This window comes from Nostoc sp., from assembly GCF_036917465.1.
In the GTDB taxonomy this organism is placed as follows: domain Bacteria; phylum Cyanobacteriota; class Cyanobacteriia; order Cyanobacteriales; family Nostocaceae; genus Nostoc.
The window spans coordinates 24,908-39,633 of the sequence record NZ_JBALDL010000106.1; the positions used below are offsets into that span (position 1 = coordinate 24,908).

At 41.0% G+C, this 14,726-nt stretch carries 9 protein-coding genes and 1 riboswitch; of the genes, 6 read left to right on the forward strand and 3 right to left on the reverse strand.

The genetic code is table 11. The annotated features are described in order from the left end of the window. Window positions 1–7: 7 nt before the first annotated feature. On the reverse strand, window positions 8–4,039 hold the full coding sequence (locus V7K38_RS28285) for a non-ribosomal peptide synthetase (protein ID WP_334862910.1): 4,032 nt from the start codon (window positions 4,037–4,039) through the stop codon (window positions 8–10). A gap of 207 nt (window positions 4,040–4,246) precedes the next feature. On the opposite strand from V7K38_RS28285, the gene glpK reads away from it, so the two are divergent. Then, a complete protein-coding gene (gene glpK / locus V7K38_RS28290; RefSeq protein ID WP_334862912.1) occupies window positions 4,247–5,776 on the forward strand; it encodes a glycerol kinase GlpK in 1,530 nt (509 codons plus the stop codon). 35 nt (window positions 5,777–5,811) lie between these two features. Further along, on the forward strand, window positions 5,812–6,804 hold the full coding sequence (gene argC, locus V7K38_RS28295; protein ID WP_334862914.1) for an N-acetyl-gamma-glutamyl-phosphate reductase: 993 nt from the start codon (window positions 5,812–5,814) through the stop codon (window positions 6,802–6,804). Between the two features lie 149 nt (window positions 6,805–6,953). Here argC and V7K38_RS28300 read toward each other — a convergent pair whose 3' ends face one another. Beyond that, a complete protein-coding gene (locus tag V7K38_RS28300; RefSeq protein WP_334862916.1) occupies window positions 6,954–7,952 on the reverse strand; it encodes a DUF1350 family protein in 999 nt (332 codons plus the stop codon). Window positions 7,953–8,654: 702 nt separating this feature from the next. Here V7K38_RS28300 and V7K38_RS28305 point away from each other — a divergent pair. Continuing rightward, complete coding sequence (locus tag V7K38_RS28305) at window positions 8,655–10,493, forward strand: alkaline phosphatase family protein (protein ID WP_334862918.1); 1,839 nt, start codon at window positions 8,655–8,657, stop codon at window positions 10,491–10,493. Between the two features lie 244 nt (window positions 10,494–10,737). Next, window positions 10,738–10,980, forward strand: a riboswitch (cyclic di-AMP (ydaO/yuaA leader). Between the two features lie 161 nt (window positions 10,981–11,141). Continuing rightward, on the forward strand, window positions 11,142–12,413 hold the full coding sequence (locus tag V7K38_RS28310) for a glycosyltransferase (RefSeq protein WP_334862920.1): 1,272 nt from the start codon (window positions 11,142–11,144) through the stop codon (window positions 12,411–12,413). 80 nt (window positions 12,414–12,493) lie between these two features. Here the strand turns inward: V7K38_RS28310 and V7K38_RS28315 are convergent, their stop codons facing one another. Further along, window positions 12,494–12,814, reverse strand: coding sequence for a hypothetical protein (locus V7K38_RS28315; RefSeq protein ID WP_334862922.1), 321 nt, complete (start codon window positions 12,812–12,814; stop codon window positions 12,494–12,496). 418 nt (window positions 12,815–13,232) lie between these two features. Here V7K38_RS28315 and V7K38_RS28320 point away from each other — a divergent pair, with 418 nt between their 5' ends. Both V7K38_RS28320 and V7K38_RS28325 read left to right on the forward strand, forming a co-directional pair. Beyond that, window positions 13,233–13,874, forward strand: coding sequence for a hypothetical protein (locus V7K38_RS28320; protein ID WP_334862924.1), 642 nt, complete (start codon window positions 13,233–13,235; stop codon window positions 13,872–13,874). A 10-nt stretch (window positions 13,875–13,884) separates the two neighbouring features. Next, window positions 13,885–14,712: a pentapeptide repeat-containing protein gene (locus tag V7K38_RS28325; protein WP_334862926.1), complete on the forward strand. Its 828-nt coding sequence runs from the start codon at window positions 13,885–13,887 to the stop codon at window positions 14,710–14,712. Window positions 14,713–14,726: the final 14 nt, after the last annotated feature.

Here is a 14,726-nt window from a genome sequence, read left to right on the forward strand (position 1 = left end):
TTATTCCTTATTTTAAAGTTTGTGCTTTCTCAATACAGGCTCCTAACTGTGCGGCGAGAACCTGGATATGGGGTTTTCTGAGCATTGTTAGGTGATTGCCAGGGATATGATGAATTTCCGTTCTTTCCACAGCTAGCTGATCCCAACCCATACTCGGATCTTCCTCGGCAATATTTAACTGAACTTTTGTTCGGAAAAGATTAATTTGCTTAGGGTAGACTTGCGGAACGTAGTTGAGAACTGCTTGGCTATTGGCGTAAAAAACACGAAACATAGGAACAATTGCTGACTCACTTAAAAGTCTTAACTTGGATTCCTCAGATATTCGGTTCTTACTAGGAGCGGTAATTAGACGCAAATAATCGAGGAAAAAAGGCCACATATATGGCACTACTGTAGTTAGAATAAACTTGAAAGTATTAATAAAAGAAGGAATATTGCTCTTAATTGGTGCTACAGTGTCAAGCACAGCAAGTAAAGCTACTTCTTCCCCAGAATTTTTGATTTGTTGAGCCATCTCAAAAGCAACCCAACCTCCGAAAGACCAACCTCCTAGAAAATAAGGGCCTTTTGGTTGTACTGAGCGCAATGCTTCAATGTAGTGGCTAGCCATATCCTCAATGCGATTTAATGGAGTTTCTCCATCAATTCCAATAGGCTGTAACCCATAAAATGGTTGATTTTGCCCTAACTGATGAGCTAATTCATAATAAGGAAAGACAAGACCAAAGATTGGATGCACACAGATAAAAGGTGGATTTGAACCATTTGGTTGAATCGGAACCAAAGGGGACCAGGCCAGAGAATTTGTTTTAAAATATAGAGCGATCGCTAAACTTTCAATTGTTTGATTTAAAAACAGCTTAGATAAGGGTAAATCACGAGCAAACTGCTTGTTTATCTGGTCTAATAAACGTACAGCTAGCAGTGAATTTCCTCCCAAATCGAAAAAGTTATCATGAATACCTATATGCTCAATGTTGAGAACTTCAGCCCAAATTTTTGCCAAGGTTGACTCAGTTGGAGTCCGAGGAGGAATAAAGGTTTTATTTATTGAGCGGCTGAGAGGATGAGCTTCTTTTAGTGCATAACGATCCACTTTACCATTAGCTGTTAGCGGCAGAGAATCCAGAACTACAAAAGCCTTTGGGATCATGTATTCTGGTAATTTTTCTTTTAATAATTCACGTAGTTCAATAATTGTTTGCTCCGGCGGTGACTTAGAAACAATATAAGCTACTAAATGCTTATGTTCAGATAGATTACTTTGAGAAATTACAATTACTTTTTGGATATTTTTATGTTGAATGATAACTGTTTCAATCTCGGACAACTCAATGCGGAAGCCACGAATTTTTACTTGATTATCAATGCGTCCTAAAAATTCAATATTACCGTCTGGTCGATATCGGGCTAAATCACCCGTCTGGTAAATTATTGTTTCTTTTTTACCATTAAAAGGATTGGGAATAAACTTTTTGGCAGTTAATTCAGGGCTGTTAAGGTAGCCTCGTGCTAGTCCATCACCACCAATATATAATTCACCTAAAATTCCAATTGGTACAGGTTGTAAATGTTTATCTAATATATAAATTTCAGTGTTAGCGATTGGGCGACCAATGGGAGGTTTTTCACTTACAGATTTAATTTCGGCAACAGTTGACCAAACGGTTGCCTCAGTAGTCCCGTAAGCGTTAAAAAACCTCCGACTAGAACTCCACCAACGTTTTATTATATCCTCAGAACATGATTCGCCTGCACTAATAATAGTTTGTAATTCGGGGAGGGATTCTGTAGGTAAGACTGCCAAAACCGCCGGGGGGAAAGTGACGTGAGTAATAGCTTTTTCGCGTAATAGTTGGAGTAAAGCTTTTCCAGGGAGAAGACATTCTTTATTTGCTAAATAAAGAGTTGCCCCTATTTGCAATGCCATGACAATCTCAAAAATTGAAGCATCGAAACTCAATGATGCAAATTGCAGAATGCGGTTACTTAGTTGTAAGTTAAAAACCTCAATCTGATCTGCTGCTAAATTAGACAATCCTCGGTGTTCTATAGAAACGGCTTTAGGTTGCCCTGTTGAGCCAGAAGTGTAGATGACATAAGCTAAGTTTTCAAGTGTTACACAACTCTTTGGGTTTTCTTGACTATATTGTGTAATAGTTCCCCAATCTTTATCTATACTAATAATTTGTTTTGAGAATTCTGTAAAATGCTGAAGCAATTTTCCTTGTGTTAGCAATACTGAAACTTCTGCATCTTCCAACATGAAGTCAAGACGCTCTTGAGGATAGCAAGGATCTAAAGGTAGGTATGCACCACCAGCTTTGAGGATAGCTAATAACCCAATTATCATCTCTGGCGAACGCTCTATACAAATACCAACTAAAGATTCGGTTTGAACACCTATTCTTTGGAGATGATGTGCAAGTTGATTGCTGCGTATATTTAACTCTTTGTAGCTGAGTTGTTGATTCCCAAATACTAATGCTATCGCATCTGGATTTTTCTCTACCTGGGCTTCAAATAACTGATGAAAACATTTATTATTTGGGTAATTTTTTTTAGTATTGTTCCAATCAATTAATAACTGCTGTCGTTCTCCTTTAGTAAGCAAAGATAAATCTGAAAGACGCTGTTTTGGATTGACGATAATACTTTCTAACAGTATTTGGTAATGTCCCAGCATTCGCGTAATAGTGCTTTGATCAAATAAATCAGTGCTATACACCACTTCTCCTTTGAGAGTTTCTAAGTCTCGCCACACATGGAACTCTAAATCAATCTTTGCAATTTTGCTGTCGAAGTCGAATAGCGAAAGCTTTAGCCCAGGTAACTCTAGCGTTTCAATCGGAGTATTTTGCAGGCTAAATACAACCTGAAATAAGGGATGGCGGCTCAAATCTCGCTCTGGATTAAGTTCCTCCACCAGCTTTTCAAAGGGCAAATCCTGATGGGTGTATGCTCCTAAAGTTACCTCTCGCACTCGATTTAATAATTCTTGAAACGTCGGGTTCCCTGAAAAATCTGTACGCAGCACCAAACTATTGACAAAAAAACCAATCAACCCCTCTAGTTCGCTTCGGTTGCGATTAGCGATAGGCGAACCTACGGCAATATCATCTTGCTGCGTGTAGCGATATAGCAAAGTCTGGAAGGCTGCCAGCATTGTCATGAATAACGTAACATCTTCTTGGTAGCTAAGTGCTTCTAGCCCTTGAGTTAAGGACTGTGGTAGTTCTAGAAAATGTTTTGCACCCCTGTGGGTTGGAACTGCTGGTCTTAGTCGGTCAGTGGGGAGATTGAGTGCCGAAATCCCGTCTAATTGTTTTTGCCAATAAGCTAACTGCGTTTGTAACGGTGAACAGCCGTTTGTCCCTATGCCTTGTAGCCACTCCCGTTGCCATTGGGCGAAATCTGCGTACTGAATGGGTAGGTCTGGCAGAGGCGTAGACATCAGATATCGCTGATCTTCTACAAAACTTTTGTATAATACCCCCAGTTCTCTTACTAGCACTCCAATTGACCAGCCATCAGCAACAATGTGATGTAGATTTAGTAGCAGTACATATTCTGCTTCATCTAGTTGTAGCAGCTTCACTCGCAGCAATGGCCCGGTATTGAGATTGAAAGGATTTTGAGCCTCTGCGGTTGCGATTCGCTGTACTTGTATCTCACGTTCTTGGCTCTCGAAATTGCGTATATCTATTAGGGGAAAAGGTATGGTTAAGCTGGGTGCGTTAGCGCCGCTTGCAGCGATCGCCTGCACTAGTTCTTGCTGTACCATAACAAACATAGTGCGTAAGATTTCGTGGCGACGGACAATTTCGTTTAATGTCTGCTTGAAGGCGGTGAAGTTTAGGGAACCTCTCAGACGAAGTGCTGTTGACACATTGTAAAATGGATTACCGGGTGCTAACTGATCGAGAAACCACAATCGTTGCTGGGCGAAAGAAGTGGGGAAGATAAAAACCTCTGCATCTTCAGAAAAATTAACTTCTTCATCATCTGTAAGGCTACTAAAAATATGCTTGCTCATCAGAATATCTTTCCCAAAAAACGACAGCTACAGCTACAGCGCTATTGATAATGATGGCATCCGTTAGTTGAGATGCAATTTAAGCGCAACACTATGTAAACAGGGAATTCAAAATGTACACAAAGTAATGTATATGTGATTTAATGCGGATTTCTAAAATCGGGATGCCTGCGGCGGGCTACGCCTACGCAGTATGTCAAAACAGTTATGCACAGCAACACAACTCTATCGTCGGGTTACATCTTAGCACTGGACTTAGGTACAACAGGGAACCGCGCCTTTGTGTTTAACGCAGAAGGCAAGGTTGTTGGACAGGCATATAAAGAACTAACTCAGTTTTATCCTCAGCCCGGATGGTTAGAACACGATGCTCAACAAATCTGGGAAGATACGTGTTGGGCGATGCAAACGGCAATTGAGAATGCCCAGATTGTTCCATCTGCGATCGCAGCTTTGGGATTAACTGTACAGCGCGAAACCTGTTTGATTTGGGACAAAACCACTGGTAAACCACTCCATAAAGCGATCGTCTGGCAAGATCGCCGCACTGCTCCCCTTTGTTACCAGTTGCAAGAGCAAGGCTATGCTGATGAAATTTACGATCGCACCGGATTAATCATTGATGCTTATTTTTCTGCCACCAAGCTCAGATGGCTATTAGACAAGGTTACAGATATTGACCTGAACAATGTCTTAGCAGGCACTATTGATACCTGGATACTGTGGAAACTCACAGGTGGAAAAGTCCATGCTACTGACCACAGCAACGCCAGCCGGACAATGTTGATGAATCTCAAAACTTGTGAGTGGGATGAGAATTTACTCAATCTGTTTCAAATTCCAACTCATATTTTGCCCCAAATTCAGCCTAGTTTAGGAATATTTGGAGTTACTGATGCCACCTTGTTGGGCGCTGAAATTCCCATTACTGCCATCTTGGGAGATCAACAAGCTGCTCTATTTGGTCACGGCTGCGATCGCCCCGGTTTGATGAAATGCACTTACGGAACTGGTAGTTTTTTGGTAGCTCACACAGGCGATCGAATTGTGCGATGTCTACGACGGGCTACGCCTACACATCATCAACTTATTTCTACAGTGGCATGGACACAAGCAAATCCAAGTGGAGCATTGAATGTAGGATATGCTCTGGAAGGCAGTATGTTTACTAGTGGGGCTTGTATTCAATGGTTGCGCGATCGCCTGAAGCTGATTAAAACTGCTGCTGAAAGTGAAACGATGGCAAATCAGGTAACAGATAATGGCGGAGTCTACTTTGTCCCTGCATTTAGTGGGCTAGGCGCACCTTATTGGGATATGAGTGCTAGGGGAGCCTTTTTTGGCATTACCGCCAGCGTACAACCAGAGCATCTAGTACGCGCCGTATTAGAAGCGATCGCTTACCAAGTTCTGGAGGTAGTGCAGGCGATTAATGCATCTAGCAGTACTCCAGTTGGACTATTAACCGTAGATGGTGGTGCTTGCGAGAATAATTTTTTGATGCAGTTCCAGGCTGATGTTTTAGGTATTCCAGTTGAACGGCCAATAATGCGCGATACGACTGTTCAGGGTGTAGCATTTGCAGCAGGTTTAGCTGTAGGATTTTGGGAGAGCTATGAAGCATTAGTGCAGCAACGGCAAATTGAGCGTGTGTTTGAGCCAAAAAGCGATCGCCCATTGTCCAACTTTGCTACTTGGCAAAAAGCAGTGAAACGCACTTTAGCTTGGACAGGGTAAAGACAAGCAATAACAAACTTTGCTATTTTCGACAAATGATTAAACCTAAGATTTTTATTGATGGGGAATCGGGAACCACAGGCTTACAAATTTACTCACGCCTCAATCAACGGGATGATATTGAGTTAGTTAGCATTGAAGAATCTAAACGTAAGGATGCAACTGAACGAGCCAAACTAATCAATGCCGTCGATGTTGTTATTCTCTGCCTACCTGATGATGCAGCCCGCGAAGCTGTTAGCTTAGTAAGTAGTACTACGGTTAAGATCCTTGATGCTAGTAGTGCCTATCGCACAGCTAATGGCTGGGTATATGGCTTCCCTGAACTGAATCCACAACAGAGAGAGAAAATCGCCAGCGCCCAGTTTGTCAGCAATCCAGGCTGTTATCCCACAGGATTTTTAGCCTGTATCCGTCCATTGATTGCCAAGGGAATTTTAAAAAGTAATTTTCCCATCACCATTAATGCAATATCGGGTTACTCTGGTGGCGGAAAGAATCTCATCAATCAATACCATACCTTCCACGAACAGCAAGCCGGAGGCGAGTCGCTATATCCATACAGCATCTACGGTTTGCAGTTTGGGCATAAGCACGTCAAGGAAATGCATTATTATTCAGGGTTAGCATCGCCGCCACTGTTTGTACCGTCAGTAGGGGATTTTGAGCAAGGGATGCTAGTTCAAGTGCCTTTGCCACTAGGAATTTTGGATAATCCACCATCAGGTGAGGTAATCTATGAAGCGATCGCTAATTACTACCAAGGTGAAAAATTTGTGCAGGTTGCTCCATACCAGGATTCTACTCTGCTGCGAGACGGAATATTTTTGGATGCGATCTCTACGACGGGCTACGCCTACGCAATAAATGGTACTAATATTGTTCAGGTTTTTGTATTCGCCAATGACACCACCAAAGAAGCATTGCTAGTTGCTCGTCTCAACAACTTGGGCAAAGGCGCATCAGGAGCCGCAATCCAAAACCTAAATATTATGTTGGGCTTTCCAGAAGAATTGGGATTGTTATAACAAAATGGGGAATGGGGAACAAGCAAGCGAGCAGGGAGCAGGGAGCAGGGAGCAGGGAGATTAGTTTTCCCCTCTACCTCTTTTCAATGCCCAATGCCCAATGCCCAATGCCCAATGCCCAATGCCCAATGCCCAATGCCCAATGCCCATTATTTTGATTCTTTTTTCAGTTCTTGAAGCAATTGGATTACACGATCTTCAAAGCCTTTATTTCGGTTTTTAACTGATTCAATCAAAGGTTTATCAAAAAGATTAATAACACATTTAACTAATTGAATACCTAAAGGTTTTAAATGCCGACCTTCAACAGTTCCCAGAAATTTTTGAGGTGGTTTTTTAAGAATATCAGTAAACCATTCACATGTTAATTTAGCAATGTTATCAGATTGAAAACAAACGAAACCCATGATATTAAATAGCTCACTATCCTTGATTAAATTCTTAGTTTCTTCAGGGGTTGGTTTCACACCCCAACCAAGATTATCGATGAAATCCGCTAAAAATTGAGGACGAATTGCGCTAGCTGTATCACTAATATCTGGTGCTAAAAGGATAGAAACTTGCCCTTTAATGAAGACACTATTAATTTTTATTTCTCGACGTACATAAGTGTAAATTAATTTCCGATCTTCTACAATTTTTCGTTTAAGCTCCTCAACGAGAGTATTAATATCTTTAATCACACTTTCTATTTGGGACTTTTCCGAAGTATGAGATAGCAGATTCCGAATAAAGTTTTCCCGCTCTTGAAGATTATCTGGCAGAGCAGTAAATCCTTCTAATAAGGAAATATATTTACAGCCAAGGCTATGTCCTATCCAAGAAAAGTTTTTATCATTTAGATAGGCTTCATAATCATATCCTTCAACACTTGCCATCCTCACAAGCTCTGGCAAAATTTCATACTGCTCTCTCATAAGAAAACCCGCTTCTACATAATGGTCAAATGTAAAATTAAACGGTAGAAGAATAATAGTATATCCCTGCTCAAATAGAGATTGAAGCAAATGGCGATAAAAAAGCATGGGGCCAAATGTACCAAAAAAAGCCCCTGCAATAAATTGAATTACCCCTTTAGGCTGTGGATGCAAAGCAACCCAACTGTGAGAAACGGGTTTAAATCTCAGTTTTAAATTTGTATTAACCATGACGTTAGCAATGAGTCCATCTCATTTTGGTAAGTGTATACTTAATCTCCAAACTGGTATTGCTACTTTTCGGATTCTTTAAAAAATATTTTTCCAAAACTGAGATATTCGGCTTAATAACATAGTAAACGTCAGTAGCTCTCACAGCATTTATGAAAGAGAGATATTTTGATTATCAAACAAAGTTTGCTTATAACATTTTCCAATCAAATAAGGCACATCATACCCCCCTCTCGAAGAGTCTACTGTGTATACACAAGTCGTATTACCCCCCTTATAAAGGGGAGAAATAATAAATATTATATTGTTCCCTCCCTTTTATAAGGGGAGAAATAATAAATATTGTTCCCTCCCCTTTATAAGGGGAGGGTTAGGGTGGGGTAAGATTTACGCCTAAATCCAAGCGAGTAAACTATTTCAGACTTGTGTATACACCGTAGCTTGAAGATATGGGAGCGGTTCTTTCTTATACCTCGCTAAACCGAAAATCGCTACATATAACTTCAAAGAGTTGATATCTTCATAGCAAGTATAAATACTCGTATTGTCAAATTCGATTGACTGAAGGTTAATTAGCAATCTAAATTAGTCTGATATGAAAAAATTGGTATTCCAGTTAACACGCAATAAAGCTTGATACATGGTTCAATGAAATACTAAAGCCCCAAAAAGCCAGAAATATTTATATTTGGAGATGAGGCGATGGTTTTACCTAAAATATATAAGAGTTTTTTGATACTAGCTACTATTACACTCGTTACAGTATTAGCAGTTTCAGGGTTTGCTAAGACAAAACCTCAACACAATGTAATAATTTTCATTACAGATGGATTGCGGCCTAGTAAAGTTAATGCTCAGGAAACTCCTAATCTTTATGAAATTCGCCAGCAGGGTGTAAGTTTTGTCAATAGCCATTCGCTGTTTCCTACTTTTACTACCGCTAATGCTTCTGCGATCGCAACTGGACATTATCTGGGTGATACTGGTGATTTCAGCAATACAATTAATGTTGGCTTTCCTGTCAAAAGTGCCAGTAATAGCCCCGTTCCTTTCTTAGAGAATAATGCTGTTTTGGGGGAAATTAGCCAACACTTTGATGGTAATTACTTAAACGAAGAAAGCCTATTAGATGCCGCGCGTGAGGCTGGATTTAGTACCGCCGCCGTTGGCAAGGTTGGGCCAGTATTAATTCAAGATGTTACTCAACGAACGGGTAAATCTACAATCATAATTGATGATGCCACAGGTTCTCAAACGGGAATTCCTTTGAGTTCTCAAATAGCTGAACTGTTAACAAAAAATGGCATTGACTTAAAATCTCCGACACGAGGAGATAACGGCAAATCTGGGAACAGCACAGTACCAGGCACTAAAATCGCTAATATAGTTCAACAACAATACTTTGCCGATATAACCACAAAAGTGCTATTGCCTCTATTCAAACAACGGCAAAAACCTTTTGTTTTAATTTATTGGTCACGCGATCCAGATGGAACTCAGCATAACCAAGGTGATAGTCTAAACACTCTTACTCCAGGGATTAATGGCCTCACTTCACTTGCAGCCCGTCAAAATGTTGATAAAAATCTCGGACAAATCCGCGCCGTTCTCAAACAGCTAAATTTAGAAGCTTCTACAGATATTTTTGTGACGGCGGATCACGGTTTTTCTACCATCAGCAAGGAGAGCAAAACCAGCTACTCAAAAACACTTGATTATCCAGATGTTATGAAAAGATTTTTGCCAACTGGCTTTTTAGCTATTGATATTGCTTATGGTTTAGGATTGCCTTTATTCGATCCAGATAAGCAAAATATTGCGGTTGATCCAACTCAGGGTCAGTTTTCTAAAAATGGTTTGATTGGTAAAGATCCGAATAAACCTGATGTGTTAGTGGCTGCTAATGGTGGTTCAGATTTGATTTATTTACCTAATAGTGTAAATAACAAAGCACTTGCTAAACAAGTTGTAGATATTCTATTGAAAGAAGATTATGTTAGTGGTTTATTTGTAAATGATACATTAGGCTCGATTCCAGGGACTTTACCATTAAGGGCGATCGCCCTTAATGGTAAATCTCATCTTCCTAGCCCTGCGATCGCAGTAAACTTTCGGACATTCGATACTGGCTGTGGCGATCCAACTGCTTGCGGTGTAGAAGTTGCAGACACTTCTTTGCAGCAAGGACAGGGAATGCATGGCTCTTTTAGCCGTGCTGATACTTACAATTATATGGCTGCGATCGGCCCTGACTTTAAGAAAGCTTTTGTAGACCGAGTACCAGTGAGTAATGCTGATGTGCCAATTACCTTGGCTAAGATTTTAAATTTGAAGACTCCCCATCAAGGAAAACTTATAGGTCGTGTTTTAGATGAATCTTTGGTTAGAGGAGCCAAAAAAGTTTCTTTTAAATCTAATACTTTGACATCCCAACCAAGTACTAATGGATTAAAAACGATCCTAAAGTATCAAACTGTTGGCTCAACTAGATATTTTGACGTTGCTGGTTTTCCTGGTCGTACACTTGGTTTAGCAAAATAGTACGCCATTGTTAGATTTAAATCTTTGAAACTCTCAAGATTATTTCATTCCCATAAATTAAAGAAAATGTAGCAGTTAACATCAGTAAGTTTATTGTTGAGAGCTTCTAAACAACTCTAACTTTCCCTTACAATCTGATTCTCCAACGCAAATTATAACGAGCTTTGAGGTGATTAGCATCACCTTTTTTTATTCATACTCTTGACATAGTTGATGACGAAAGGTTATAAAAATTTAAGAAAAATAAATCAGTCTGCCTAATCCACTACATTCCCAACAAACATTTGTAAAGGGTAAACCGGAGCGGAGGAACCAAACCTGGGGCGTATTTTGAAGAAAGTTAACAGTTAATAGTGAGGAGTGAGGATTTAGGAGTTAATAGTTAGTAAATTCATAACTCATAACTCATAACTCATAACTTTCTTAAGAAGGACATCTCTCAGTCCTAGCCCGTCAGCTAACTTCGTCGGCATTGAGAGGAGATTGAACGAGCAGCATTCTTAACAAGTAATGTCTTGTTCTTGTCAGTATCCTTTGGCTGGTAACTTTGCGGTTCGTTGTGCCTGCCCTCGGCCTTGAGAGAGGATAATAATATCTTGATTTCTGGCGTTTGAGGCAGGATTATTTACCTTAAGGTGAAAATCAGCTATGTTCCAGAATAAGAAACATCGCATTGCCCTAATTTCTGTTGATGGCGACCCTGCGGTTGAAATTGGTCAAGAAGAAGCTGGTGGTCAAAATGTTTATGTGCGTCAAGTAGGTTATGCCTTAGCCCAGCAAGGTTGGGAAGTGGATATGTTCGCTCGTCGTAGTAATCCTGAACAAGCTGCGATCGCTCAACATAGTCCAAACTGTCGTACTATTCGCTTAAAAGCTGGCCCAGCTGAGTTTATCGGGCGAGATAACTTGTTCCAGCATCTACCTGAATTCATCGAAGAATTCCAGCAATTCCAGCAGCACCAACAGTTTCATTACTCCCTCATTCATACCAACTACTGGTTATCATCTTGGGTTGGTATGGAATTGAAAAAGCAGCAACCCCTGATTCAGGTACATACTTACCACTCTCTAGGAGCCGTTAAATACAGAAGTATTGGTGATGTTCCTGTAATTGCAGCCCAGCGATTAGCTGTAGAAAAAGCCTGCTTAGAAACTATAGATTGTGTAGTTGCAACCAGTCCACAAGAACAGCAACACATGCGGGTACTAGTTTCCAGCAAAGGGAACATTGAAATGATTCCCTGTGGCACCGATACTGACAAATTTGGGAGAATTGAACGAAGTGCAGCGCGAGAAAAGTTGGGAATTGCACCAGATGCGAAAATAGTTCTCTATGTTGGTCGCTTTGACCGCCGCAAAGGAATTGAAACCTTAGTCAGAGCCGTTGGCAAATCTAGTTTAAGAGGTGAAGCTAACCTCCAACTAGTAATTGGTGGTGGTAGCCGTCCAGGTCAGAGTGATGGAATAGAACGCGATCGCATTGCTAGCATCGTCACTGAACTCGGATTAGAAAATTGTACAACCTTTACTGGTCGCCTAGATGAAACCGTTCTCCCCTTCTACTACGCCGCCGCCGATGTCTGCGTAGTTCCTAGCCACTATGAACCTTTTGGTTTAGTTGCTATTGAGGCAATGGCTAGTAAGACTCCAGTTGTAGCTAGTGATGTTGGCGGGTTGCAGTTTACTGTTGTACCAGAAGTTACAGGGTTACTTGCGCCTCCTAAAGATGAAGTAGCTTTTGCTGCTGCTATAGACCGCATTCTTACTAACCCAGCTTGGCGAGACGAGTTAGGTGAAGCGGCAAGGCAACGGACAGAAATTGCTTTTAGTTGGTACAGTGTCGGATTCCGACTGACTCAACTTTACACTCGTTTGTTGGCTCCAACTGCACCCAATACCCGACCCCGGATTGCAGCTTAATTTTTATAGTCATTAGAGCAAAAAGCCAACCAGTAGCAAGGTGACTCAAGAACCTTGCTACATCCTTACTTATCTGCTATTTAAATTGATGGATCTGGAATCTGAACAAATTCTTCCCATCGTTCAATTTTTTCATGCTCATTATACTGAAAATCTTCATAGCTAGTTGAAGCATTACTGATATTGAAAAGTTGAGCAAAATCAGAAAACTGTTTTGCTGCGTGAAAAACCTTATTATAATGCAACTCATCAATATCAGTATGGTTTTCACCTGTTTGTAAACGTTGCAATAATTCTAGGTTTCTTTGATAGACTTTTTCACGTTCTTCTTTAGAGGAAACTGTCAAAACTTCAGCAATCTCTTCAATAGTTGTTTGATTGTTTGGTAGTTCAGCTAGCAAATCGGCAAAAACTTCAGGCTTTCCACATAATCTTGCTTTCTCTTCTCTGGATACAGTCTACTTTGTCAATATGTAAATCCTAACACTGTCAGTTTGATTGGCAGCATTTTGAAGATATTGGCATAAGTCCAGCGAACTTTTTACGCTTCAGTTTATCTAAAAACTTTTTTGTCACATCAACTTTATCAGTAAATCAGACTAGTTAGGCATTGCAAGCAGCGATTTGTGCGTAATAAAGCTTGTACAATTATCAAGGCGGTTTTTACTGCCAGAATACTTCTCAGGTGTAAAATTTATCGACAGCAAAATTTTTATACTTTGTATTTTTCCATCCTTCACTTGTGGCAAAAATGACCCAAGTTAAGCACTCATATATTGCAATAGATAACTTTTACCCTTATGACTGGAGAGCAAAATCTTGGGAATAGAACTACGCAGTTTCGTATTTCTCGACAGCCTGCAACCTCAACATGCAGCATATATGGGAACAGTAGCGCAAGGCTTCTTACCATTACCAGGGGATACATCACTGTGGATTGAAATTTCTCCTGGTATCGAAATTAATAAGATTACGGATGTAGCCCTGAAAGCTGCCTCTGTCCGTCCGGGAGTACAGATAGTTGAACGACTTTACGGACTATTGGAAGTTCATTCTAGCTCCCAAGGCGAAACGCGGGCTGCTGGTCAAGCCATTTTAGCGGCATTAGGAGTCCGAAAAGAGGAATGTCTCAAGCCGCGTGTTGTTTCTAGCCAGATTATCCGCAACATCGATGCTTACCAAACACAACTCATTAATCGCACGCGACGGGGACAGCTACTACTAGCAGGACAAACGCTGTATGTATTAGAAGTGGAACCTGCTGCTTACGCCGCACTCGCTGCAAACGAAGCTGAGAAAGCAGCATCGATTAATATCCTTGAAGTTCAAGCTGTAGGAAGTTTTGGACGGCTTTATTTAGGTGGACATGAGCGAGATATTTTAGCAGGTGCGGCGGGAGCGTTAACAGCCATTGAAAATGTAGCTGGTCGAGCAAATCCTCTAGGTGGTCGTCAGGAGTAAAGGAGAAAAAATGGCAAATCGAGAGCATCTAGCTTTACTGAAAGCAGGTGCAGTTACATGGATTGAGTGGAGAAAGAGAAATCCTCAGATTGAACCAGACCTCAGCGCCGCAAATCTGCAAGGGGATAACTTCAGAGGCGCAAACCTCCAGGGGGTAAATCTGAGAAAAGTAGATTTGGGTAATGCTTTACTCGTCCGAGCAAACCTCAGTGGTGCCGACCTCAGTAGTGCCAACCTTCACAAAACCTTGCTTGTTGAAGCTAACTTGAGTGATGCTAACTTGAGTGTTGCTAACTTGAGTGGTGCTATACTTACGCAGGCAGATTTGAGTCATGCTAATTTGATTGGAGCCGACTTGAGTGAGGCAAATTTGAGAGGCGCTGCGATCGCTCATGCTAATCTAATTGGAACTGACTTCAGAGGCGCTAACTTAAGAGATACCGATTTAGGGACAGCGAAACTAATCCGAGCTAATCTTTCTTCTGCCAACCTGATTGAAGCTAACTTGATTGAAGCTGACCTTAGCGAAGCAACTTTATATGAGGCGGAAGTATTGGGGGCTTATCTTTATAAAACTGACCTTTACAAAGCTAATTTAAGTAAGGCTCGCTTCAGTGGTGCTTACCTATTGCGGGCTAACTTAACTGAAGCTGACTTGAGCGAAGCTGACTTGAGTTGGACTAACCTGAGAGGCGCAAATTTGGTAGGGGCAAATCTGAGAGGAGCTAATCTGAGAGGAGCCGACCTGAGAGGAGCTAACCTCATCGGTGCAAATCTTCAGGAGGCAATTATGCCTGACGCTTCAAGGCACAATTGGTTAACAATAAAGAGCAGTTAACGTTGTACTTATTG